We start from the raw sequence: 24847 nt of genomic DNA on the forward strand, positions 1-24847 counted from the left end.
GCTCAGCCGGTGTTGCGCAGGCCCGCCGCCACGCCGTTGATCGACAGGTGGATGCCGCGCTGCAGCCGCTCGTTCTCGGGCGCGCCCTCCTTGCGGTGGCGGTAGCGGCGCATCAGTTCCACCTGCAGGTGGTTCAGCGGGTCCAGGTAGGGGAAGCGGTGCTCGATGCTGCGCGCCAGCGCCGGGTTGCTCTGCAGCCGCTCGGCCTCGCCGGTGATCATCGACAGCGCGGCATGGGTGCGCTCCCACTCGGCCTTGATGGCGCTGAAGATGCGCTTGGCCAGCTTCTGGTCCTCCACCAGCTCGCAGTAGCGGGAGGCGATGCGCAGGTCGCTCTTGGCCAGCACCATGTCCAGGTTGGAGAGCAGCGTGCGGAAGAACGGCCACTGCTTGTGCATCTTCTGCAGCAGCCTGAGCTTGTCGTCGCGGTCGTCACCGGTGCCCAGGAAGGCGTCGATGGCCGAGCCGAAGCCGCACCAGCCCGGCAGCGCCACCCGGCACTGGCCCCAGCTGAAGCCCCAGGGAATGGCGCGCAGGTCTTCGATCGCCCGAGTGGCCTTGCGGCTGGCCGGGCGGCTGCCGATGTTCAGCTCGGCGATCTCGCGGATCGGCGTGGCGGCGAAGAAATAGTCGGTGAACCCCGGGGTCTCGTAGACCAGTTGGCGGTAGGCGGCGTAGCTGCCCTCGCTGATGGCCGCCGCCGCTTCCAGGAAGGCCTTGGGCGCGCCCGACTTGGTGCCGCTGGTGTGCAGCAGCGTGGCCTCGAGCGTGGCGGCCACCAGCGTCTCCAGGTTGCGGCGGCCGATCTCGGGGTTGGCGTACTTGCTGCCGATCACCTCGCCCTGCTCGGTCAGCCGGATCTGGCCGTTCACCGTGCCCGGTGGCTGCGCCAGGATGGCCTGGTAGCTGGGGCCGCCGCCGCGGCCCACCGTGCCGCCCCGGCCATGGAACAGCCGCAGCGTGATGCCGTGCTGTTCGCGCAGCGGGCCGAACAGGCCCACCAGCGCCAGCTCGGCCCGGTACAGCTCCCAGTTGCTGGTGAAGAAGCCGCCGTCCTTGTTGCTGTCGGAGTAGCCCAGCATGATGTCCTGCTCGCCACCGCTGCGCACCACCAGCTCGGTGATGCCGGGCAGGGCGTAGAAGGCGCGCATGATCGGCTCGGCCTGGCGCAGGTCGCCGATGGTCTCGAACAGCGGCACCACAATCAGCGCGTTCACCGCGCCGCCGTCCAGCGTGCCACCGTTCGGGCCGGCCAGCAGGCCGCATTCCTTCTGCAGCAGCAGCACCTCCAGCAGGTCGCTCACGCTCTCGGTGTGGCTGATGATGTAGTGGCGCAGGGCCTCGCGGCCATAGCGCGCCAGCATGGTCCTGGCGGTCTCGAAGATCGCCAGCTCGCTCTGCGCCAGGTCGCTGTAGGCGGCGCCGTGCACCCGCAGCGGCCGGGCGTCGTTCAGCAGGCCCATCAGCAGGGCGCGCTTGGCGTCCTCGTCCAGCGCGCTGTAGTCGGGGTGCAGGCGGGCCTCACGCAGCAGTTCGGCCACCACGGCCTCGTGCTTGTCGCTGCTCTGGCGCAGGTCCACCGTGGCCAGGTGGAAGCCGAAGACCTGCACCGCCCGCATCAGCGGCGCCAGCCGCGGTGCCACCAGGGCCTGGGCATGGTGGCGCTTCAGGCTGTCGGCGATCACGCCCAGGTCGGCCAGGAACTGCGCCGGGCTGGTGTAGGCGTTCTGTGGCTGCACCGCATGGCGCAGCGCCTCGGTGCCGGTCAGCGCCTGCAGGGTGGCGGCCAGGCGGGCGTACATGCCCACCAGGGCGCGGCGGTAGGGCTCGTCCTCGCGGTGCGGGTTCTTGTCGGGCGAGGCCTCGGCCAGCGCGGCCATGGCGGGTGTCACGCCGGCCAGCATCTGGCTGATCGACAGCTCGGCGCCCAGCGCATGCACCTCGGTCAGGTAGAAGCGCAGCGCCACCTCGCTCTGCCGCGCCAGCGCCATCTTCAGCGTCTCTGCCGTCACGTTGGGATTGCCGTCGCGGTCGCCGCCGATCCACTGGCCCATGCGCAGGAAGCTGGGCACGGCAAAGCCGGCCAGGTGGTCCTCGATCTCGGCATACAGCTTCGGGATCTGGCGCAGGAAGGTGCTCTGGTAGTAGCTCAGCGCGTTCTCGATCTCGTCGGCCACCGTCAGCTTGGTGTAGCGCAGCATGCGCGTCTGCCACAGCTGGGTGATGCGGGCGCGCATCAGCGCCTCGTTGGCGGCGCGCTCACGCTCGGTGGGCAGGTCGTCGCGGGCGCCGATCAGCTCGGCCAGGGCCCGCTCGGCATCCAGGATGCTCTTGCGCTGCACCTCGGTGGGGTGGGCGGTCAGCACCGGGCTGATGTAGGCCTGGGTCAGCATCTGCGCCACGTCGGCCGAGCGCACATCGGCCTTGTGCAGCCGCTCGAAGCTCAGCGCCAGGCTGCCGTCCTGCTGGTGGCCCTGGCGTTCATGGTGCTGGCGGCGGCGCACATGGTGGCGGTCCTCGGCGATGTTGGCCAGGTGGCTGAAGTAGCTGAAGGCGCGGATCACGCTCACCGTCTGGTCGGCCGACAGGTTCTTCAGTAGCCGGTCGAGCACCCGGCCGGCCGAGGCGTCCTTCTTCAGCCGGTAGCCCACGCTGAGCTGGCGCACCCGCTCGATCAGCTCGAAGGCGTCCTTGCCCTCCTGTTCGCGGATCACATCGCCCAACAGCCGACCCAGTAACCGGATGTCTTCCATCAGCGCCTTGTTCTTGGCGGCGGCGTCGCCAGCATCGGCCAGCTTCACAGCGGGGACAGACGGCGCAGCAGCGCGGATGGTGGATGTCCGGGGGGCGGTTGAACGCGGCATGGGCTGACTCCTGGGAAGTAACAATGTTACCCAACGGCATGGCGGGCGGCCGCCGGCAGGGCGCCCGGCAGCGACCCCCAGCCGCCTAGCGATAATCGGGCCACCATGACCCAGCCCACCCCCGGCGCCAGCGCGCACGACATGCCCGACACCCTGATCGCCACCCGCGAGAGCCGGCTGGCCCTGTGGCAGGCCGAGCATGTGCGCGACCTGCTCGGCGCCCGCTTCGGACTGCGCGTGGGCCTGTTGGGCATGACGACCAAGGGCGACCAGATCCTCGACCGGGCGCTCAGCAAGGTCGGCGGCAAGGGCCTGTTCGTCAAGGAACTGGAAGTGGCGCTGGAAGAAGGCCGTGCCCACCTGGCGGTGCATTCGCTGAAGGATGTGCCGATGGAGCTGCCCGAGGGTTTCGTGCTGGCCGCGGTGCTGGAGCGCGAGGACCCGCGAGATGCCTTCGTCTCCAACCGCTACGCCAGCGTGGCCGATCTTCCGCAAGGTGCGGTGGTGGGCACCAGCAGCCTGCGTCGGGTGGTGCAGCTGAAGAACCTGCGGCCCGACCTGCGCATCGAGCCGCTGCGCGGCAACCTCGACACCCGGCTGCGCAAGCTGGACGAAGGCGGCTACGACGCCATCGTGCTGGCCGCCGCCGGCCTGAAGCGCCTGGGCCTGGCCGAGCGCATCCGCGCGCCGTTCGACGAGGCGGCGATGATCCCCGCCGCCGGCCAGGGCGCGCTGGGCATCGAGGTGCGGGCCGACGCCGCCACGCTGCGCGCGCAACTCGGCACGATGATCCACGCCCCCACCTGGCTGTCGGTGCATGCCGAGCGGGCCGTCTCCCGTGCCTTGGGCGGCAGCTGCAGCATGCCGCTGGCCGCGCACGCCGTCTGGCAGGGCGACCAGCTGGTGATGATCGCTGCGCTGGGCCATGCCGAGGACACCGCCCGCCCGCTGCTGCGCACCCAGGTGCAGGCCACCATCGCGCAGGACAGCGGCGCCGCCGCCACCGCCGCGGCCGATGCCCTGGGCCGCCAGGCTGCCGACCAGCTGCGCAGCCTGGGCGCCGACAGCTACCTGGCCGCCGCGCCCAAGGTCTGACGGCCGCTGGCGCCGCCGCGCGCTCCGCCATGGCCGGTCTGCCCCAACTGCTGGTGACCCGGCCGCAGCCGCAGGCCGACGACTGGGTGTCCCGGCTGCAGGCGCTGGGCGTGACGGCCAGTGCCTTCCCGCTGCTGGGCATCGACGGCCCGGCCGATCCGGCGCCGGTGCAGGCCGCCTGGCGGGCCATCGCCGATGGCCACGATGACCAGCAGCGCCCGCTGGCGATGGTGATGTTCGTCAGCCCCAGCGCGGTGCAGCGCTTCGTTGCCAGCCAGCCGGCGGGCACCGCCTGGCCGCCCGGCCTGGTGGCCGCCGCGCCTGGACTGGGCACGCGCCTGGCGCTGCAGCAGGCCGGCGTGCCGGCGGCGGCACTGTGCAGCCCGGCCGATGACGGCGGACAGTTCGATTCGGAGGCCTTGTGGGCAGTGCTGCAGCACCGCTGCCGCTGGCCGGGCAGCGCGGCGCTGGTGGTGCGCGGTGAGTCCGGTCGCGACTGGCTGGCCGAGGTGCTGCGCCAGCAGGGCGCGCAGGTGCACTTTGTGGAGGCCTACCGCCGCACCGTGCCGGTGCCTGATGCCGCCGCGCAAGCCCTGCTCGTCCAGGCCCTGGCCCGGCCAGACGCCTTCTGCTGGTTGTTTTCCAGCAGCGAGGCGGTGGGCCACCTGCCGCAGCTGGCGCCAGGCGCCGATTGGACACAGGCCCGTGCCCTGGCCACCCACCCGCGCATTGCCGAAGCCGCCCGCCAGCTGGGCCTGCAGCGGGTGCACACGGTGGCGCCCACGCCCGAGGCCGTGGCTGCGCTGCTGCAGGGCGGCAGCGCCGCCTGACCGGCGCTGCGCCATGGGTGGCGGCCAGGGGGCCGCCGATACAATCGCGCCCCAGTGAACGAGTCCAACCCAACCGCCGCCCCCGCGTCTGCCGAGCCCGCAGCGGCGCCCGCGCCAGCCGCAGCGGCGCCGGTCATCACTGTGCCGGGCGCCTGGTGGGCCACGCTGGCCGTGCTGGGTGGCCTGGTGCTCGTGGCCATCACCCTGGCCCTGCTGGGGCAGCAGCGCATCAAGAGCCTGGAGCAGGAGCTGGTGCGCCGCCAGCAGGACAGCCAGGGCCAGGCCATCGAAGCCCGCGCGATGGCCCAGCAGGCGCAGGAGCTGGCCCGCGCGGCGGAATCCAAGGTGGCCTTGCTGGACGGCCGCGTGGCCGAGACCGCGCTGCAGCGCACCCAGCTGGAAGAGCTGATCCAGCAGCTGTCGCGCAGCCGGGATGAGAACGTGTTGGCCGACGTCGACGCCGCGGTGCGGGTGGCCGTGCAGCAGAGCGCCATCACCGGCAGCGCCGAGCCGCTGGCCGCCGCGCTGCGCCAGAGCGAGGAGCGCCTGGCGCGCATGAACCAGCCGCGGGTGGAGCGGGTGCGGCGCGCACTGGCGCGCGATCTGGACCGGGTGCGCGCGGTGGCGGTCAGCGACATCGCCAGCCTCACCATCAAGCTCGACGAGGCCATCCGCACCGTCGACGAACTGCCGCTGCTGGCCCAGCCCGAGCGCCGTCCGGCGCCGCCGGCGCGACCGGGCGCGGCGGCGGCGTCGGCGCCGGCCGCACCGGCATCGGCCGCCGGCTGGTGGCCCTGGCTGCAGGCCCAGGGCGCCTGGGTCGGTGAGCGGGTCTGGGGCGAGGTCAAGACCCTGGTGCGGGTGACCCGCATCGAGCAGCCCGAGGCTGCGCTGATCGCGCCCGAGCAGGCCTGGTTCCTGCGCGAGAACCTGAAGCTGCGCCTGCTCAACGCCCGCCTGGCGCTGCTGTCGCGCCAGTTCGACACCGCCCAGGCCGACCTGCGCGACGCCACCAACGCGCTCGACCGCTACTTCGACCGCAGCGCCCGGCGCGTGGTGCTGACGGCCGACCTGGTGCGCCAGGTGGCGGGCCAGGCCCGGCAGGTGAACCTGCCACGGCCCGACGAGACGCTGGCGGCCCTGTCGGCCGCGCAGGCCGGCCGCTAGGCACAGGGGCTGCAGCGGTGCGCAACGTCGTCTGGCTGGTGCTGCTGTTCGCGGTGGCGGTGGTCGCCGCGCTGACGCTGGGCGACAACGCCGGCATGGCCTCGTTCTACTGGGAAGGCTGGCGGGTCGACCTGTCGCTCAACCTGTTCATCCTCGGCGCCCTGGCCACCGGCTTTGCGCTGATGACGGCGGTGCAGGCGGTCAATGCCCTGATCGGGCTGCCGGCCCGGGCCCGCGAATGGCGCCTGCTGCGGCTGGAGCGCGCGGCCCAGGCGGCCCTGCGCGAGGCGCTGGCCGAGTACTTCAGCGGCCGCTACGGCCGCTCGCACAAGGCCGCGCAGCGCGCCATCGCCATCCAGGACGACCGCCAGGACGCCGGCGACGACCATGAGTTCCGCACCCTGGCCCAGCTGCTGGCCGCCGGCAGCCTGCACCGCCTGCAGAACCGTGGCCGCCGCGACGAGCTGCTGCGCCGCGCGTTGCGCCCGGGCCGCCGCGGCGCCAGCCAGGCGGTGGACGACGGCGCGCGCCTGCTGGCCGCCGAATGGGCGCTGGACGACCGCGACGGCCCACGCGCCGAGGCCCTGCTGGCCGAGCTGCAGCCCGGCGTGGCCCGCCGCACCCAGGCGCTGCGGCTGAAGCTGCAGGCCGCCCGGCTGGAGCGCCGGCCGATGGATGCGCTGCACACCGCGCGCCTGCTGGCCAACCACCAGGCGTTCTCCAGCACCGCGGCCCAGGGCCTGCTGCGCTCGCTGGCCATCGAGGCGCTGGATGCCACCCATGACGCCGACCAGCTGCGCCGCGCCTGGCAGGATTTCGACGCCGCTGACCAGCGCGATCCCTTCGTCGCCGCCCGCGCTGCCCGCCGCGCCGCCCAGCTGCAGGCGGCGGAGGATGGCCGCGCCTGGCTGCGCCCGCTGTGGGACCGGCTCGACAGCCTCGGTGCCGACGGCCGTGCCGAGGTGGCCCTGGCGTTGGTCGACGTGGTGGCCGGTCTCGGGCCGGACTGGCTGGCGCGGGTGGAGACTGCCCAGCGCAGCCATCCGACCGAGGCGGCGGTGCAGGCGGCCGTGGGCGCGGTGCTGGCCGAGCGGCAGCTGTGGGGCAAGGCGCGCCGGCCGCTGGAGATCGCCGCCAAGGATGCGCAGCTGCAGCCGCGCGCCCGCCGCCAGGCCTGGCGCGCCTTGGCCCGCCTGGCCACCGAGGAGGGCGACGACGCCCGTGCGCTCGACTGCCTGCGCCAGGCCGCGGCGCAGGACTGATCCAGCCGCAGCAACTTTTTTTGCTGCAACAGCAGACGAGGCTGGCGCAAAGGTCGAATTTCGCTGTAGACTGCGAGGCTTCGCGGCTGTAGCTCAGCTGGATAGAGTACTTGGCTACGAACCAAGGGGTCGTGGGTTCGATTCCTGCCAGCCGCACCAGAACATTGCTGTTCTAGACCGACGGGTCAGCTCCACAAGGGCTGACCCGTTTGTCTTTCTGGCGCCGGGATGGCGCGACCGCGATGCGGCCGGCAAAGCCCTTCGCCGGCCCGGACTTTCCCGCTGCGGCGAACATAGACGGTTGAGTTCAACAACCGACCGGAGAGTCACACATGATCCAGCGCCGTCGCCTGCTCACCGCGGGCCTGCTTGCACCCATGGCCTATGCCGCCGGCAGCTTTGTGCCCGCCTGGGCCCAGAACGCGCCCAACCTGGGCACGCCCACGCTGCCCACGCCCGGCTTCCGGCGCACCAAGCTGGGCGACGTCGAGATCGTCTCGCTGATCGATGGCATCGCGCGCCGTCCGCTGGGCGAGGAATTCGTCAAGAACGCGCCCATCGCCGAGGTGCGGGCGCTGCTGGCCTCGCAAGGCCTGCCCACCGACTACATCGACATCCCCTTCACGCCGTTCCTGGTGGTGGCGGGCGGGCGCCGCATCCTGATGGACACCGGTCTGGGTGACCACGGCGGCCCCACCACCGGCAAGCTGCTGGAGAACCTGCGCGCCGCCGGTTTCGGCCCGCAGGACATCGACACCGTGCTGATCACCCACTACCACGGTGACCACATCAACGGCCTGCGCAACAAGGCCGGCGAGTACATCTTCCCCAAGGCCAAGGTGATGGTGCCGGCGCCCGAGCATGCGTTCTGGATGGATGACGCGAAGATGGCCGCCGCACCCGACGCGATGAAGGGCGCCTTCAACAACGTGCGCCGCACCTTCGCCCAGATGCCTGCCGACATGCTGGTGCGTTTCGAGCCCGGCAGCGAGCTGGCGCCGGGCGTGCGCTCGGTGGCCGCCTTCGGCCACACGCCGGGCCACACCCTGTTCGAGGTGAGCAGCGCCGGTCAGACCTTCAACTACGTGGGTGATCTGACCAACGTGCCGGCGCTGTTCGCCCGCAACCCCGACTGGGCCGTGACCTTCGACATGGACGCCGAGGCGGCCCGCAAGGTGCGGCGCGAGACCTTCGCGCGCATCCTGTCGGCCAACGCGATGATCGGCGGCTTCCACTTCCCGTTCCCGGCTTTCGGCCGCGTGGCGGCGGCCGGCAACGGCTACGCGTTCACGCCGCTGGCCTGACCGCCGTCCGGCCCGGCGCCTGAGCGTGCCGGCCGTACCATCGGTGGCTCGCCGCTGTGCTGCCACCGATGCCCGACACCCCCGACCCCGCCGACGAACTGGGCATGCGCCTGGCGCTGGACCAGGCCCTGAACGCCCAGCTGGCCGGCGAGGTGCCGGTGGGCGCGGTGATCCTGCGGCACACCGCCACCGGCCCGCAGGTGCTGGCGACCGGCTACAACCGACCGATCACCACCCACGACCCGACGGCGCATGCCGAGATCGTGGCGTTGCGCCACGCCGCCCAGCTGCTGCAGAACTACCGCCTGCCCGACTGCACGCTGTACGTGACGCTGGAGCCCTGCGCTATGTGCGCGATGGCCTTGCTGCATGCGCGCTTCAAGCGGGTGGTGTTCGCCGCCACCGACCCGAAGACCGGCGCTGCCGGCTCGGTGGTGGATTTGTTCGCCGAGCGCCAGCTGAACCACCACACCACCCTGGTCGGCGGCGTGCTGGCCGAGCCGGCATCGGCCCTGCTGCGCCAGTTCTTCGCCGAACGCCGGGCCCAGCAGCGGGCCGAGCGTGATGCGCTGCGGGCTGCTGCGGCATCGACTGCCGACCCAGCGGTGATCCCGGTCGGCGAGACCACCGAGCTGCAGCACGGCAGCACCTTCGATCCTCCTTCCGCATCCACCCAATGAGCCTGCCCAGCCTGCATGTCTACGCACCCGCCGGGGTGGAACTGCGCACCGCCGCGCTGAAGCTGGCGCGCCAGCGCCTGGGCGCGCTGGGCTTCACGGTGACGATGGACCCCAGCGTGCGCGGCCGCCACCAGCGCTTTGCCGGTGACGACGACGCCCGCCTGGCGGCCATCCACCGGGTGGCGGCCGCGGCGCCGTCGGTGGCCCTGGCCTGCCGCGGCGGCTACGGCCTCACCCGCCTGCTCGACCGCATCGACTGGCCGCTGCTCGCCCGGTCGGTGGAGCAGGGCACCCGCTGGGTGGGCCACAGTGACCTGACCGCGCTGCACCTGGGCCTGCTGGCCCACACCGGTGCCACCCCCCGCCACGGCCTCTGGCAGGGGCCGATGGCCTGCGACGACTTCGGCCGCGCTGACGATGCCGGCGGCACCGACGAGGTGACCGTGGGCTGCTTCAGCGAGGCGATGTCGGGCGAGCTGGAGGCCGTGGGCTTCCGCACCGAGGCCGGCTTCGACGGGCTGGATGTGAAGGGCCGGCTGTGGGGCGGCAACCTGGCCATGGTGCAAAGCCTGCTGGGCACGCCGCACTGGCCCAAGGTGAGCGGTGGCGTGCTGTTCCTGGAGGACGTCAACGAGCATCCGTACCGTGTCGAGCGCGCGCTGCTGCAGCTGCACCAGGCCGGCGTGCTGGCCCGGCAAAAGGCTGTTCTGCTGGGCGATTTCAGCGGCTGGCGCAAGAGCCCGCTGGACCGCGGCTACACGCTGAAGACCGCCGTGGCCCACCTGCGCAGCGTGTGCGCCACGCCCATCCTCACCGGCCTGCCGTTCGGCCATGTGCCCACCAAACTGAGCCTGCCGGTGGGCGCCAGGGTGCAGCTGCTGGTGCAGGGCCGCGACGTGCTGCTGGGCTGGTAGGCCTGGCGCCGTCCTCCCCCTGGTTTCGCGGGGGTAGAGCGGCCACTCCAATGCCCGGTCATGGGCTGAAACCCGGGGGGCTGGCCCCGCGGGCGCCCCCTAGAATGGCACATCGCCTCGCAAGGGTCGGCCACAAGCAGGCCCTGCCGAGGCGATGTCATTCATGGCTGACCGGCGGAGGCTGACCAGGCCTCCGCCGTCGATTTGCTCCAGGAGCTGTCCGCATGCGCGGCATCGCTGTTCTCTGCACTGTGTGGTGGCGCCGCGCCGGCCTGGCGCTGGGCCTGGCGTCGGCCCTGCTGGCGGCCGGCTGCAACAACAACCCCTACCCGCTTGGGGCCGAGCGCGAGAACACGCTGTTCTACTCGTTCGACGAGCGCTCGCCGCGCTACCTGGATCCGACCGCCTCGTACTCCAATCCCGAGACGGCGTACACCATGCAGGCGTACGACCCGCCCTACGGCTACCACTACCTGAAGCGGCCGTACCAGCTGGTGCCCAAGTCGGCCGCCGCCGTGGCCAAGCCCCGCTACCTGGACAAGAACGGTCAGACCCTGCCCGAGGATGCGCCGGGCGAGCAGATCGCCGAGAGCGTCTACGACGTGCCGATCAAGCCCGGCATGCGCTTCCAGCCGCACCCGGCGTTTGCGGTCGATGCCCAGGGCAAGTACCGCTACCACTCCGACACGCCGCTGACCCGCGACGCCCTGGGCCAGCGCCGCTCGCCCTGGGACTTCGAGCACCAGGGCACCCGCGAGGTGGTGGCCGAGGACTTCGTCTACGCGCTCAAGCGCCACGCCACCACACGCATCGAGGCGCCGGTGTTCGCCGTGTTTGCCGAGTACGTGGTCGGCCTGAAGGACTATGCCGCCCTGGTCAAGCAGGAAGATGCCAAGCTGCTGTCCGGCCTGCCCGCCGACATCCGCGACAAGCCCTTCCTCGACTTCCGGCGCTGGCCGCTGGCCGGCGCCACCGCGCCGGAGAAGCACCTGCTGCGCATCCGCCTGAAGGGCAAATACCCGCAGTGGAACTACTGGATGGCCATGGCCTTCACCGCGCCGGTGCCTTGGGAGGCCGATGCCTTCTACGCCCAGCCCGGCATGAACGAGGCCGGCCTGAGCCTGAACCAGTGGCCGGTGGGCAGCGGTGCCTACATGATGAAGGAGTTCGTGCGCGACCGCCGCCATGTGATGGTGCGCAACCCGAACTACCGCGAAGACCTCTACCCCTGCGAAGGCATGCCCGGCGACCGCGAGGCCGGCCTGCTCGACGACTGCGGCAAGCGCATGCCGTTCATCGACACGCTGTACGTCACCATCGAGAAGGAGAAGGTGGCGCGCAAGGAGAAGTTCAAGCAGGGCTTCCTGGACGTGCCCGAGATCGAGCGGCCCGAGTGGGGCGTGGACTTCCGCAACGACGCCGATGATTCCGATGCCGTGGCGGCGCTGTTCAAGGCGCGTGGCTTCCAGTTCCCGCTGATGACCGACATCAGCAACTGGTACCTGGGCTTCAACATGCTCGACCCGGTGGTGGGTCAGGGCAGCACGCCCGAACAGGCCGAGAAGAACCGCAAGCTGCGCCAGGCCCTGGCCATCGTGATCGACTACGAGGAAGGCTACGGCCGCATCTTCAAGCACAAGGGCGGCGTGGCGGCGCACAGCCCGCTGCCACCGGGGTTGTTCGGCTCGCGGGAAGGCGAGGGCACGTTCCACAACCCGGTGACCCACAAGCTGGTCGACGGCAAGGTGGTGCGCCGCTCGGTGGAGGAGGCCAAGGTGCTGCTGGCCGAGGCCGGCTACCCCGGCGGGCGCGATGCGGTGACCGGCAAGCCGCTGGTGCTGAACTACGACTTCCAGCGTGCGGTGACGCCCGAGTTCAAGAGCGAGAACGACTGGATGGTCAAGCAGTTCGCCAAGCTGGGCGTGCAGCTGGAGATCCGTGCCACCGACTTCAACCAGTACCAGGACAAGACGCTCAAGGGCAAGCACCAGATCTACTGGGCCGGCTGGCTGGCCGACTACCCGGATGCCGAGAACTTCACCTTCCTGCTCTACGGCCCCAATTCCAAGAGCAAGAACAACGGCGAGAACATCAGCAACTACCAGAACGCCGAGTACGACGCCCTGCACCGCCAGGTGCAGATGCTGGACGACGGCCCGGCCAAGCAGGCCGCGCTGGACCGCATGGTGGCCATCCTGCAGCAGGACGCGCCCTGGGCCTTCGGCTACTTTCCCTGGGGCGGCCTGGCCTTCCAGCAGTGGGTGCACAACGGCAAGCCCAGCATCCTGATCCGCGACATGGCCAAGTACTACCGGGTCGATCCGGCCCTGCGCGCCGCCAAGCAGGCTGCGTGGAATGCCCCGGTGCGCTGGCCGCTGGTGATCGTGGCCATCGGCGTGCTGGCGCTGCTCTGGGCCGCGCGGCGCAGCGTGCGCCAGCGCGAGACGGCCACCGCCCGCCGCCGCGCGCCGGCCTGACCGGCACTGCACCGAGACCGAGACGATGTTCCGCTACATCCTGCGCCGCATGGGCTACGGCCTGCTGATCCTGATCGGCGTCAACCTGCTCACCTTCTTCCTGTTCTTCACCGTCAACACGCCCGACGACATGGCGCGGCTGAACATCGGCGGCAAGCGCATCACCCAGGAGCAGATCGACAAGTGGAAGGCCGAGCGCGGCTACGACAGGCCGTTGTACTTCAACGCCGAGGCGCAGGGCACCGACAAGATCACCCGCACCGTGCTGTGGGAGCGCAGCGTGTCACTGATGCTGCTGGACTTCGGCCGCAGTGACTCGGCCCGGTCCACCGACATCGGCCACGAGGTGGCCACCCGCATGGGCGTGAGCCTGCAGCTGGCGCTGCCGCTGTTCATCCTGCAGCTGATCGTCAGCGTCAGCTTCTCGCTGATGCTGGTGTACTTCCGCCACAGCCGCATCGATTTCTGGGGCGTGGTGCTGTGCGTGCTGATGCTGTCGATCAGCAGCCTGTTCTACATCATCGTCGGCCAGTACTTCTTCTCGCGGGTGCTGCGGCTGGTGCCGATCTCGGGCTTCGCCGGCGGGCTGGATGCGGTGCGCTTCCTGGCGCTGCCGATCTTCCTGAGCCTGCTGGCCCGGCTGGGCGGCGAGGCCCGGCTGTACCGGGCGATGTTCCTGGAGGAGATCGGCCGCGACTACGTGCGCACCGCCCGCGCCAAGGGCCTGTCCGAGCAGGTGGTGCTGTTCCGCCATGTGCTGAAGAACGCGCTGATCCCGATCATCACCAGCGCCGGTGCCTACCTGCCCTATGTGTTCATGGGCAGCCTGGTGTTCGAGAGCTTCTTCGGCATCCCCGGCCTGGGCGCCTTCGTCATCGAGGCGATCTCGGGCCAGGACTTCGCCATCGTGCGCACCATGGTGTTCCTGGGGGCGGCGCTGTACATCGCCAGCAATGTGCTGATCGACATCGCCTACACGTGGGTGGACCCGCGGGTGAGGTTGTCATGATGGGATTCAAGTTCGTCATCCTCTGGACCGACGTGGCGCTGTGGACCTTGTTCGCAGCCATCGCCGGCTACGGCATCCGCGTGGCGCGGCACGACACCCTGCGTGCCACCTGGCGCCGCGTGCTGCGGGATGCGCCGGCCATGTGCTCGGCCCTGGTGCTGGGGCTGTTCGTCATCGTCACCCTGCTCGACAGCGTGCACTTCCGCCGCGCCCTGCCGTCCACCGAGGCGCAGGCCGCCGGCAAGGTGTTCTACGACACCCGCACCGAGAGCCTGCTCGACCTGGTGCTGGCCCGGCCGATCAGCATGCGCGAGACCACCTACTCGGCGCCGCTGGCCTACCTGGCGATCACCAAGCAGACCGTCACCCGCGATGGCCAGACGGTGCGCGCGCTGCCGCGGCTGATCCACGGCGGCGCCCACCTGACCGACCCCGCCAGCCAGTGGGAGGCCGACCTGTGGCGGCGCGGCGGCACCGGCGCCATCGCCGGCCTGGGCATCGCGCTGCTGGCCAGCCTGGGCGCGGCAGCGCTGCTGCGCCGCGCCCATGGCGGCACCGGTGCGGCCTGGCGCGCCATCGCCGCCGACCGCACCACCTACCCTGTGCGTGCGCTGCTGCTGACCTGTACCGTGGTGTGCGTGGCCGGCGGCGCGGTGGTGGCGCTGGCCGGCCACTACCATGTGTTCGGCACCGACCGCACCGGCAACGACGTGCTGGTGCAGACGCTCAAGAGCATCCGCACCGCCTTCGTCATCGGCATGCTCAGCACCCTGGCCACGCTGCCGATCGCGGTGGTGCTGGGCATCCTGGCCGGCTGGTACCGCGGCTGGGTGGACGAGGTGGTGCAGTACCTCTACACCACGCTGTCGAGCGTTCCCAACGTGCTGCTGATCGCCGCCTGCGTGCTGATGGTGCAGGTGGCGCTGGACAAGCACCCCGAGTGGTTCGAGACCGGCGCCGAGCGGGCTGACCTGAAGGTCTTCCTGCTGTGCGTGATCCTGGGCGTGACCGGCTGGGCCACGCTGTGCCGCCTGGTGCGGGCCGAGACGCTGAAGCTGCGCGAGCTGGAATTCGTGCAGGCCGCCACCGCCTTCGGCGTGCCGCCGGCCAGGATCATGGGCCGCCACATCCTGCCCAACGTGATGCACCTGGTGCTGATCACCACGGTGCTGAACTTCAGCGACCTGATCCTCTACGAGGCCGTGCTCACCTACGTGGGCGTGGGTGTCGACCCCAGCACCAGCAGCTTCGGCGGCATGATCAACCTGGCCCGCAGCGAGATGAGCCGCGACCCGGTGGTGTGGTGGAGCTTCGCCGCGGCCTTCGGCTTCATGGTGGCCCTGGTGCTGGCGGCCAACCTGTTTGCCGACGGTGTGCGCGATGCCTTCGACCCGCGGTCACGCGCCATGCGGCCGCGCATCCTGGGCCGCAAGCCGGCTGCCAAGGCCTGAACGCCATGCTCGCCATCGATCAATTGCAAGTGGAACTGGATGCCGAGGCCGGCATCGTGCGCGCCATCGACGGCCTGGCCCTGGCCATCCGCCGGGGCGAGACCTTCGCCCTGGTGGGCGAATCGGGCTGCGGCAAGAGCATGACGGCGCTGGCCCTGATGCGCCTGCTGCCCGACAGCGGCGCGGTCACCGGCGGCGACATCACGCTCGACGGCGACGACCTGCTGGGCATGCCCGAATCGGCCATGCGCAGCGTGCGCGGCGGCCGCATCGGCATGATCTTCCAGGAGCCCGGCACCAGCCTGAACCCGGTGCTGACGGTCGGCCAGCAGATGCGCGAGACCATCGAGACGCACACCGCCCTGCGCGGCGATGCGGCCCGCGCCAAGGCCATCGACTGGTTGCGCCGCGTCGGCATCCCCGAGCCCGAGCGCCGTTTCGACGACTACCCCTTCCGCATGAGCGGTGGCCAGAAACAGCGCGTGATGATCGCGATGACGCTGGCGGCCGAGCCCGACTACCTGGTGGCCGACGAGCCCACCACCGCGCTCGACGTCACCATCCAGAAGCAGATCCTCGATCTGTTGCGCGACCTGCAGCGCGAGCAGGGCATGGGCCTGCTGCTGATCACCCATGACCTGGCGGTGGTGGCCGGCATGGCCCACCATGTGGCGCTGATGTATGCCGGCCAGATCATCGAGGTGGCGCCCGCGGCGCAGTTCTTCGCCAGCCCGCGCCACCCGTATGCCCAGGCCCTGCTGCGGGCGCTGCCCGACAGCGGCCGCCGTGGCCAGGCGCTGGCCGCCATTGCCGGCACCGTGCCGCCGCTGACGCAGGCCTTCACCGGCTGCCGCTTCGCGCCGCGCTGCGGCTTTGCCCAGCCGGCCTGCCACAGCCAGCAGCCGGCACTGGCGGGGCCGGCGGGTGACCAGGTGCGCTGCCTGCTGCTGCAGCCCGGCGGACCGGGGCTGGTGGCGCCGGCTGCGGCGCCGTTGTCCACGGCCGCGCCGGCGGCCGTTGCCGCCGGGGCAGGCACCACACCGCTGCTGCAGGTCACCGGTCTGAGTGTCAGCTTCCAGCTGCGCAAGGGCTTCCTGCAGAAGCAGCCGCCGCGCTTCGATGCGGTCAAGGGCGTGTCGTTCCAGGTGGCCGCCGGGCAGACGCTGGCGCTGGTGGGCGAATCGGGCTGCGGCAAGACCACCACCGGCAAGGCCATCGTGCAGCTGCTGCGTGGCCAGGCCCAGATCAACGGCCAGGCACTTCTGAACGGTCAGAACCTGTTCGACCTGGAAGGCGCGGCGCTGCGCGAAGCCCGCCGCACGGTGCAGATCATCTTCCAGGATCCGTTCGCCAGCCTGAACCCGCGCATGCGGGTGGCCGAGATCCTCGACGAAGGCCTGGCCGCGCTGCAGCCCGGCACCACGCCGGCCGACCGGCGCCAGCGCATCGAGGCGATCGCCGAGCAGGTGGGCCTGCGCCGCGAGGCGCTGCAGCGCTGGCCGCATGAGTTCTCCGGCGGCCAGCGCCAACGCATCGCCATCGCCCGCGCACTGGCGGTCAACCCGAAGCTGATCGTCTGCGACGAGCCCACCTCGGCGCTGGACGTCAGCGTGCAGGCCCAGATCCTGAACCTGCTGCGCGAGCTGCAGCGCGAACTGGGTGTCAGCTACCTGTTCATCACCCACAACATCGCGGTGGTGGAGTACATCGCCGACACCGTGGCGGTGATGCGCGCCGGCCGCATCGTCGAACAGGGCGCCTGCGCCGATGTGCTGGAGCGGCCGGTGGACGACTACACCCGCACGCTGCTGGCGGCCGTACCTCGGCTGTAACCCGGGCCCGGTTGGTGCAGTGGAACCGGACAACCCGCTTGCGGTGGTGGGCTGCAGACACCGTCCGGCAGCTGTCGTGTTGCGACGTACCAACGCTGTTGGGCCCTGGGAACTAGGGGCGAACCTCTAGAGCGGTTTCGGCCAGGTGCCGGCGATCTGCGGGTGGTGCGGTGCAAGTGCCTGTCAGATCAGGATTTTTTGGTGCTTGCAGGTGCATGGCTGCACCAAGTTGCTGCGCGACTTGCGCGACGCCGGGATTCACGAGGGTTTCCCTAGAACAGGGGGCTCGTGGGCAGCAGAGAGAATCCTTTCACATTCCGCTCACCGTCCAGCATGGTTGGTTCACACAACCAGCCCTGCCGGGCAGGTGGCATGTCGATCCACGGATCCAACGCTCTCTCATCCAGGAGCCTTTCCATGTTCAAACGCAGCAAAGTCAGCATGGGCGTGATGCTCGCCCTCAGCACTGTTGTCGGTGGCGCCGCCTACGCGCAAAGCCAGACGGTCGAGATCACCGGCTCGCGCATCAAGCGCGCCGACATCGAGGGCTCGCAGCCGGTCACCACCTACACGCGTGCCGACCTGGAGGCCAGCGGCTCGGTCACCGTGGCCGAGTTCATCCGCAACACCACCTTCACCTCGTCGGGCAGCTTCCGTCCGCAGTCGGGCAGCACGGCGCAGTCGTTCTCGGGCGTCAGCCTGCGTGGCCTGGGCAGCGAGCGGACCCTGGTGCTGGTGGACGGCCGCCGCGTCGCCAAGGCGCCGAACGTCGGCGACTCGGCCGACATGAACTCGATCCCGATGGCAGCGGTCGAGAAGATCGAAATCCTGACCGACGGCGCATCGGCCATCTACGGCTCGGACGCCATCGGTGGCGTGGTGAACGTCATCCTGCGCAAGGACTTCGAAGGCCTGGTGCTGAACTACGGCGAGACCAAGCCCTCGATCACCGGCGGTGACCGCACCGAGGCGTCTGTCATCGGCGGCATGGCCAGCGACAAGGGCCGCATCGTCTTCGGCGCGTCCAAGACCTCGCGCGACATCATCTTCGTGCGCGACTACCCCTGGGGTGCTGCCGTCGGTGCCTCGTCGTTCTCCAACGGCTTCTACAAGGGCGTGGCCGATGGCAAGGGTGGCTACGCCTTCTCGCCGAGCAACGGCACCTCGTTGGGCGCGGCAGGGACCTGCGACTTCCCCGACAAGGGCTTCTACATCGGCGCGGGCAGCCGCTGCCGCTATGACTTCAACCTGGTGGCGGCCGACGAAGCGGCGCTGGCCACCAAGTCGGTGTTCGCACGTGGCGAGATCAAGGTGGGCCGCGACTGGTCGGCCTATGCCAACGTGTCGAGCACCAACAACACCAGCTTCGGCCGCTATGCGCCGGTGCCTGATTCGATCGTGATCGACAAGGCCGGCGCCGGCAACCTGCTGGGCTTTGCCGGTCCCGAGACGCTGTACCTGGCCCACCGCTTCGCGGCGGCCGGTAACCGGGACACCTCCACCGACGCCACCCTGGTCGACCTGACGGTTGGCGCCCAGGGCTCGGTGCTTGGCTTCGACGTCGACTTCGGCGCCCGCCGCACCACCAGCAAGTTCGTCGAGACCGGCCGCGGCTTCATCGTCAAGGGCCTCGCCACGGCCGCGATCAACAACGGCACCTACAACATCGCCGACCCCTTCGCCAACAGCGACACAGTGCTGAAGTCGATCACCACCACCACCGGCCGCGACGGCCTGTGGGCGCAGACCGACTTCTATGCCAATGCCCAGACCAGCCTGTTCAAGCTGGGCGGCGGCGATGCCCGCCTGTACGTGGGCCTGGAGACCAGCAAGCAGACCTACAAGGACATCTACGACTCGCTGAGCGAGGCCGGTGAGGTACTGGGCAGCTCCGGCAGCTCGGCGTCCGGCAGCCGCTCGGTCGATGCGTTGACGGCCGAGATGTTCATGCCGATCACCCGCAACCTCGAGGCGACGGTGGCCGCGCGCTACGAGAAGTACTCCGACTACGGCAGCGATTTCTCGCCCAAGGCGTCGATGAAGTGGAAGGTGATGCCCAACCTGTCGCTGCGCGCCAGCGCCGGCCGCGGCTTCCGGGCACCCAGCCTGCCCAGCCTCTACACCAAGCCGTCGTTCAGCGCCGACACCATCGTCGATCCGCGCCACTGCGCTGCCGACGGTGGCTTCACCGTCGCCGAGTGCCTGAGCGAGGAGTTCCAGATCAACGGCCTGCGGATCTCGAACCCCAACCTGAAGTCGGAGAAGTCCAAGCAGTTCTCGCTGGGCGCGATCTGGGACGTGACGCCGGCGTTCAGCGTGAAGGTGGACTACTGGTCGACCACGATCACCAACACGCTGTCGTTCGTGGATGCCCAGGAAATCGTCGACCGCGACAACGGCGACAGCCCGCTGCCCATCCCGGCTGCCCTGTCGATCACCCGCGATCCGGCCACCGGCGCCATCGTGCAGATCGTCAGCGGTCTGTCCAACGAAGGCACGCTGAAGGCGGCCGGTGTCGACCTGAGCGTGCTGTTCCGCCACTCGGTGGGCGGCTGGGGCAAGTTCGAGCATGAGCTGACCTGGTCCGAGCGCACCAAGTGGACCGAGAACGGCATCAACCAGAACGGTGAGTTCGGTGAGCCCAAGTCGCGCGCGACGCTGACCAACGGCTGGTCCATGGGTGCCCTTTCGGCGAACTGGAACCTCAACTACATCGGCCGCAACGAAGACGTGCGCGGATCGGCCGGCGGCTATGTCACCCATGACGTGCAGCTGGCCTGGGCGACCCCGGTCAAGGGTCTGAAGCTGACCGTTGGTGCCGTCAACATCACCGGCAAGCTGCCGCAGCTGGTGGGTTCGCCCTACGACCAGAAGCCGTTCAACTACTACCTGTACGACGCCTACGGCAAGCAGTACTACCTGAAGGGTGAGATGAAGTTCTGATCACCGGCTGGCACGGGGCTCCTGGGGGCCCCAGCACGCGACAACAAGGGGCTCTTCGGAGCCCCTTTTCATTGCGTGCGCCGGACCACATCCGGCACTTGTCTCCCGTTCAAGCTGGCGGCACGGAATGCAGGCACCAGCCCATCAGGAAATCGCGTTCATGCAACGGGCTGCTGACCAGCCCCGGCCGGGCCGCCTGCAGTTGCGCTGCCAGCGCCGCCAGCTGCGCCGGAGACAGTGCGCGTGCGCGCAGGTCAGCCAGTCGCCAGCGCGCATCGGCCAACTGTTGCCGCAGCACGGTCCAGGCTTGCTGCGCCGGTTCGCTGCCCTGGTCCAGCGCCAGCTGAACCAGGCGGGCAATGCCATCCTGCGCCTCGAACAGCACGTCTGCGCCGTCGGCAGCCGTGGCGCGTGCGCTCAGCTGGTCCTGGGCGGCATTGAACCGCACCCGCGCCAGCTCTGCAGCCGCATCGCAGGCCAGCGAGGCGCGGCCTGCGGCCGTGGTGGAACGCGCCAGTGGCTCCAGCATCGCGAACGCGGTGGTCACCAGGCCGTCTGCCGACAGCAGCCAGTCGATGTGGTCGATCTCGATGGCCGCCAGCTGCACCGGCCGGGCGTCGGCGTGGTGCACCACCAGGGCCAGATTGCCCTCGGGTGCCAGCACCCGCAGAAGTTCGGGGATGCTGCTGTCCAGGTCGCTGTATTCGATGCCGAACTGGCTGACCACCAGCGCAAACCGGGCATCTTCGAAGGGCAGTGCTTCCGCAGCCACGCCCGTGTGGAAGCACAGTGGCGCGTCCGGGGCGGACGCATCGGCCCAGCGTGGCGCCAGGCTGGCCTGGTCGATTGCATCGCAATGCCAGTCACCCGCGGGCCGCGCCTGCAGCAGCAGACGGGGCAGCGCACCGTTCCCGGTGGCGATGTCCAGCACCCGCGAGCCGGGCGCCATGGCCGAGAACACGCGGTGCCAGAAGGCCGCGATGTTGCCCGCATAGTCGGCCCCGAAACTGGTGCTGCAGGAATGGTGCACGCCGCTGTGCCAATGCCGCGACCAGTTCTGGATGCGCTGGTCGCGCGCGTCGTCTGGCGACCCGGTGCCGGGGGTGGGCTGGAGATCGGAGGTCGGGGTCATGGTGCAGCGGTCACTGCCATTCCAAGGGCGGGCAGCGGGTCAGTTCTCGACCGCGTCGATGGCTTCAACCAGACGTTGCACCGCCTGCTGTTCAGGCGGCGTCAGGTGCGGGTTCCAGCAGTCCATCAGGACGATCAGGCGTGGGCTGTCCGACCGGTTCCAGGCTTCATGTTCGTAGGTGTCGTCGAACATCATCAGCTCGCCTTCGCGCCAGTGGTGTTCGCCCAGGCCGATGACGTTCAGTGCGCAACCCGGCGGCACGATCAGTGGCAGATGCATCACCAGACGGGTGTTGGTGACGCCATGGTGGGGCATGATGGTCGACTGCGGCCGCAGCACGGAGAAGCACACCTCCGGAGCCTGCCGGGCCACCCGGCAGAGGGTGAGGCCCTCCAGCACCGCACTGGTGGCGGGGCAGCGCGTGTGGTTGCTGTCGAACCGCTGCCCGTGGCGGTAGAAGAAGAAGGCGTCCCAGGCCGCGGCCGGGTTGCTGCCGCCCACGTATTGCGGCGCCCGCTGCCCCTGTGCCAGCCCCAGGAAGCTTTCGAAGTCTCGGTCCTCGGCCAGCAACTGCATGGCCTCCGCGCGGATGGCCGGCCAGGCGTCACGCAACTGCGGCGCCCAGGGCTGCAGCATGGGGTCGTGGTAGGGCCCGTCAGGCAGACCGGGGAAGTACAGGAACTTGGGCCGCTGCTGCGGGTGCGGTGGGCGCAGGTCGATCTCGCCCAGGTAGGCGGCCAGCGCGGTCTCCACCCGGGTCACGGCCGCACCACCAAAGGCCTGGCGCACGGGCTCGATGGCCTGCTGCAGCCAATGACGACGGTCTTCGCGCAGGCGCCCGATGTGGCCCATCACGGCCTGCATCAAGTGCGGCTCGGTGGTGTCGCGGCCGAGCCAGCGACCTGTCCGTTGAGCCCGATCGATGGCCTGCCACCGTGCCCGCAGCGCGCCGAAGCCGTCACCGGCGGCGTCGCGCAGTTCGGCCAGCATCAGCCAGGCCAGATGGTGGCCCGGGTCGTCTTTCAGCACGGCCTCGACGGCGGCCTGGCTCTCTGCCAACTGGCCTGCCTGGGCCTGCGCCCGCGCGAGATCGAACCGCAGCGCGAGGTCGGTCGGCGCCACCTGCGCGGCGTTGCGCAGCACGGCCAGCGCCCCGTCGAGGTCGCCGCGGTCCAGGGACAACTCGGCGACGGTGCGGGCGGCTGGCACGCAGCCAGGATGCTCACGCAGCACGGCGCGGAACAGCAGTTCGGCCTGCAGCACCTCCCGGCGCTGCAGCAGCTCACCAGCCCGAGCGAGCCGGGGGTCGACCGACCAGTCGGCGCCGGCACTCATGTTGAACTTGCGTTGCCCATCGGCCGCCATTGTGCGCTGTCCCTGCCTCGCCGGCGGCGGGCTGGCCCACCGCCCTGACGCGGATTCGAACCCGGACGTCGCACGCTCATTTCGGCGCCAGCCGGATCGCCCCGTCCAGGCGGATCACCTCGCCGTTGAGCATGTCGTTCTCGATGATGTGCTTCACCAGCTTGGCGTAGTCGGCCGGGGTGCCCAGGCGCGACGGGAACGGCACGCCGGCGGCCAGGGCGTCCTGCACCGCCTGCGGCATGGTGAACAGCATCGGCGTGCCGAAGATGCCCGGGGCGATGGTCATGTTGCGGATGCCGTTGCGCGCCAGGTCGCGGGCGATGGGCAGCGTCATGCCGACCACGCCGCCCTTGCTGGCCGCGTACGCCGCCTGGCCGATCTGGCCGTCGTAGGCGGCCACGCTGGCGGTGCTGATCAGCACGCCGCGCTCACCGGTGGCTTCGGGCGTGTTGTCCACCATCGCGGCAGCGGCCAGGCGGATCATGTTGAAGCTGCCGACCAGGTTGACCATTATGGTCTTCGTGTAGGTGGCCAGCGGGTGGGCGCCATCCTTGCCCACGGTCTTCACCGCCGGGGCGATGCCGGCGCAGTTGACCAGGCCGAACAGCCGGCCCAGCGCCAGCGCGGCAGCCACGGCGGCCTGGCCGTCGGCTTCCTGGCTCACATCGCAGCGCACGAAGGCGCCGCCGATCTCGGCCGCCAGGGCTTCGCCCTTCTCGACCTGCAGGTCGGCGATGACGACCTTGGCGCCTTCGGCGGCCAGCATGCGGGCCGTGCCTTCGCCCAGTCCCGACGCGCCGCCGGTGACGATGAAGACCTTGTTGCGGATGTCCATGGATGTGCTCCTGTGTCGTGGTGTGTGAAAGGACAACGGCCACGCAATGCGTGGCCGTTGGCAGGGGGAGCCGGTCAGCCGGCGTGTCAGCCAGCCAGTGCAGCCATCACCCGGGCCGTGATCTCGTCGACCGTGCCCAGGCCGGCCACGCGCGCATAACGCGGTGCCTGCGCGTCGCCGGCGGCGGCCCATTGCGAGTAGTAGTCGACCAGCGGGCGGGTCTGGGCCTGGTAGACATCCAGGCGCTTCTTGACCGTGGCCTCGCTGTCGTCGTCGCGCTGGATCAGGTCTTCGCCGGTCACGTCGTCCTTGCCGGCCACCTTGGGCGGGTTGAACCTGACGTGGTAGCTGCGGCCCGACGGCAGGTGCACGCGGCGGCCGCTCATGCGTTCGATGATGGCGTCATCGGGCACGTCGATCTCCAGCACCAGGTCGAGCTTGACGCCGGCGGCCTTCATCGCATCGGCTTGCGGGATGGTGCGCGGGAAGCCGTCGAACAGAAAGCCCTTGGCGCAATCGGGCTGGGCGATGCGCTCCTTCACCAGGCCGATGATGATGTCGTCGCTGACCAGCGCGCCGGCGTCCATCACCTTCTTGGCCGCCAGGCCCATGGTGGTGCCGGCCTTCACGGCCGCGCGCAGCATGTCGCCGGTGGAGATCTGCGGGATGCCGTACTTCTGGCAGATGAAGCTGGCTTGCGTGCCTTTGCCGGCGCCTGGCGCCCCCAACAGAATCAGTCTCATCCTTGCCTCGTCGTGTTGTGTGGATCTCGGGTCTGGCCGCCGCGGGGACAGCCCTGCACGACGTGTGACATCTTCATTTGAGAATAGCACGCCATGCCCTGCGTCAAGCTGACGCGGGCATGCCGTTGGCAGGCAGGCAAAACCCCCATGACGCCCGGTGCGGGCCGCCTGCCCTGGCCGTTTCAGCGGGCGCTGAACAGGGCCCGCACACGGGCCAGGTCCCCGGGCGTGTCGACCCCCGGGCCAGGGCGCTCGGCGCTCACATGCACGGCGATGCGCTCGCCATGCCACAGCACCCGCAGCTGCTCCAGGGATTCCAGCGTCTCCAGCGGCGCCACCGGCAGCGCCGGGAAGCGCCGCAGGAAGCCGGCGCGGTAGGCATACAGCCCCACATGGCGCAGTGGCGCCGGATCGACCGGCAGCGTGGTGATGCCCTGGGCGAAGCCATCGCGCCACCAGCCGATGGGCGCGCGCGAGAAGTACAGCGCCCGCGCATCGGCATCCAGCACCACCTTCACCACATTGGGGTTGGTGAACTCGGCCACGTCGTCGATGGCATGGGCCACGGTGGCCATCACGCAGTCGGGCCGCTCGCGCAGCAACGCGGCGCAGGCGTCGACCATGGCTGGCGCGATCAGCGGCTCGTCGCCCTGCACGTTGACGACCAGGTCGTCGCCGTCCAGGCCCAGCAGGCTGCAGGCTTCGGCCAGTCGGTCGCTGCCGCTGGGGTGGTCGGCGCGGGTCAGCACCGCGGCCACGCCATGGGCCTCGCAGGCCGCCACGATGGAGGGCGCATCCCCGGCCACCACCACCCGCGATGCGCCACTCCGCGCCGCGGCATGGGCCACCCGCACCACCATCGGCAGGCCGGCGATGTCGGCCAGCGGCTTGTCGGGCAGGCGGCTGCTGGCCAGCCGCGCCGGGATCAGGACGGTGAAGCCCAT

The 24847-nt window shown here is 70.3% G+C and carries 18 protein-coding genes and 1 tRNA gene; 13 read left to right on the forward strand and 6 right to left on the reverse strand.

Translation table 11 applies throughout. The features are described 5' to 3' along the window. Nucleotides 1-2 precede the first annotated feature (2 nt). Entirely contained in the window at nucleotides 3-2864 is a 2862-nt protein-coding gene (gene ppc / locus FFT10_RS07295; protein WP_137732144.1) for a phosphoenolpyruvate carboxylase, read from the reverse strand. A 105-nt stretch (nucleotides 2865-2969) separates the two neighbouring features. Between ppc and hemC the strand changes: the two genes are divergently transcribed. From hemC to FFT10_RS07360, 13 genes are all read left to right on the forward strand, one after another. Beyond that, the gene (hemC, locus tag FFT10_RS07300; protein WP_174246087.1) at nucleotides 2970-3959 is read left to right on the forward strand and encodes a hydroxymethylbilane synthase; all 990 of its coding nucleotides are present in this window, start codon (nucleotides 2970-2972) and stop codon (nucleotides 3957-3959) included. A gap of 29 nt (nucleotides 3960-3988) precedes the next feature. Beyond that, nucleotides 3989-4789, forward strand: a complete 801-nt coding sequence (locus FFT10_RS07305; protein ID WP_137732145.1) for a uroporphyrinogen-III synthase — start codon at nucleotides 3989-3991, stop codon at nucleotides 4787-4789. Nucleotides 4790-4843: 54 nt separating this feature from the next. Then, nucleotides 4844-5956 (forward strand): uroporphyrinogen-III C-methyltransferase, encoded by a 1113-nt coding sequence (locus FFT10_RS07310; RefSeq protein ID WP_137732146.1) that lies wholly within the window; start codon nucleotides 4844-4846, stop codon nucleotides 5954-5956. A gap of 17 nt (nucleotides 5957-5973) precedes the next feature. Continuing rightward, nucleotides 5974-7218 (forward strand): heme biosynthesis HemY N-terminal domain-containing protein, encoded by a 1245-nt coding sequence (locus FFT10_RS07315; RefSeq protein ID WP_137732147.1) that lies wholly within the window; start codon nucleotides 5974-5976, stop codon nucleotides 7216-7218. An 82-nt stretch (nucleotides 7219-7300) separates the two neighbouring features. Beyond that, nucleotides 7301-7377: transfer RNA gene (locus tag FFT10_RS07320), tRNA-Arg, on the forward strand. Nucleotides 7378-7550: 173 nt separating this feature from the next. Further along, entirely contained in the window at nucleotides 7551-8522 is a 972-nt protein-coding gene (locus FFT10_RS07325) for an MBL fold metallo-hydrolase (protein ID WP_137732148.1), read from the forward strand. A 68-nt stretch (nucleotides 8523-8590) separates the two neighbouring features. Beyond that, nucleotides 8591-9202 (forward strand): tRNA adenosine(34) deaminase TadA, encoded by a 612-nt coding sequence (gene tadA / locus FFT10_RS07330; protein WP_137732149.1) that lies wholly within the window; start codon nucleotides 8591-8593, stop codon nucleotides 9200-9202. Then, nucleotides 9199-10116, forward strand: a complete 918-nt coding sequence (locus tag FFT10_RS07335) for an LD-carboxypeptidase (protein ID WP_137732150.1) — start codon at nucleotides 9199-9201, stop codon at nucleotides 10114-10116. The genes tadA and FFT10_RS07335 overlap by 4 nt, the downstream gene beginning before the upstream one ends. A gap of 224 nt (nucleotides 10117-10340) precedes the next feature. Then, the gene (locus FFT10_RS07340; RefSeq protein ID WP_137732151.1) at nucleotides 10341-12593 is read left to right on the forward strand and encodes an ABC transporter substrate-binding protein; all 2253 of its coding nucleotides are present in this window, start codon (nucleotides 10341-10343) and stop codon (nucleotides 12591-12593) included. A 25-nt stretch (nucleotides 12594-12618) separates the two neighbouring features. Continuing rightward, nucleotides 12619-13602, forward strand: a complete 984-nt coding sequence (locus tag FFT10_RS07345) for an ABC transporter permease (RefSeq protein ID WP_137732152.1) — start codon at nucleotides 12619-12621, stop codon at nucleotides 13600-13602. Then, entirely contained in the window at nucleotides 13602-15053 is a 1452-nt protein-coding gene (locus tag FFT10_RS07350; protein WP_137732153.1) for an ABC transporter permease, read from the forward strand. The genes FFT10_RS07345 and FFT10_RS07350 overlap by 1 nt, the downstream gene beginning before the upstream one ends. A 5-nt stretch (nucleotides 15054-15058) precedes the next feature. Next, nucleotides 15059-16885 carry an ABC transporter ATP-binding protein gene (locus tag FFT10_RS07355; RefSeq protein ID WP_137732154.1) on the forward strand — a complete coding sequence of 609 codons (1827 nt, stop codon included), beginning with the start codon at nucleotides 15059-15061 and terminating at the stop codon, nucleotides 16883-16885. A 417-nt stretch (nucleotides 16886-17302) separates the two neighbouring features. Next, a complete protein-coding gene (locus FFT10_RS07360; RefSeq protein ID WP_162520713.1) occupies nucleotides 17303-19828 on the forward strand; it encodes a TonB-dependent receptor in 2526 nt (841 codons plus the stop codon). Between the two features lie 109 nt (nucleotides 19829-19937). On the opposite strand, the gene FFT10_RS07365 is transcribed toward FFT10_RS07360, so the two are convergent. From FFT10_RS07365 to kdsB, 5 genes are all read right to left on the reverse strand, one after another. After that, nucleotides 19938-20960 carry a class I SAM-dependent methyltransferase gene (locus FFT10_RS07365; RefSeq protein WP_137732156.1) on the reverse strand — a complete coding sequence of 341 codons (1023 nt, stop codon included), beginning with the start codon at nucleotides 20958-20960 and terminating at the stop codon, nucleotides 19938-19940. 39 nt (nucleotides 20961-20999) lie between these two features. Beyond that, the gene (locus FFT10_RS07370; protein ID WP_162520714.1) at nucleotides 21000-22295 is read right to left on the reverse strand and encodes an aspartyl/asparaginyl beta-hydroxylase domain-containing protein; all 1296 of its coding nucleotides are present in this window, start codon (nucleotides 22293-22295) and stop codon (nucleotides 21000-21002) included. Between the two features lie 106 nt (nucleotides 22296-22401). Beyond that, nucleotides 22402-23160, reverse strand: a complete 759-nt coding sequence (locus FFT10_RS07375; RefSeq protein WP_137732158.1) for a 3-hydroxyacyl-CoA dehydrogenase — start codon at nucleotides 23158-23160, stop codon at nucleotides 22402-22404. A gap of 86 nt (nucleotides 23161-23246) precedes the next feature. Then, the gene (gene adk / locus FFT10_RS07380; protein ID WP_137732159.1) at nucleotides 23247-23903 is read right to left on the reverse strand and encodes an adenylate kinase; all 657 of its coding nucleotides are present in this window, start codon (nucleotides 23901-23903) and stop codon (nucleotides 23247-23249) included. A gap of 182 nt (nucleotides 23904-24085) precedes the next feature. Next, complete coding sequence (gene kdsB / locus FFT10_RS07385; RefSeq protein WP_137732160.1) at nucleotides 24086-24847, reverse strand: 3-deoxy-manno-octulosonate cytidylyltransferase; 762 nt, start codon at nucleotides 24845-24847, stop codon at nucleotides 24086-24088.

Source organism: Pseudaquabacterium pictum (genome assembly GCF_005403045.1).
Lineage (GTDB): Bacteria > Pseudomonadota > Gammaproteobacteria > Burkholderiales > Burkholderiaceae_C > Pseudaquabacterium > Pseudaquabacterium pictum.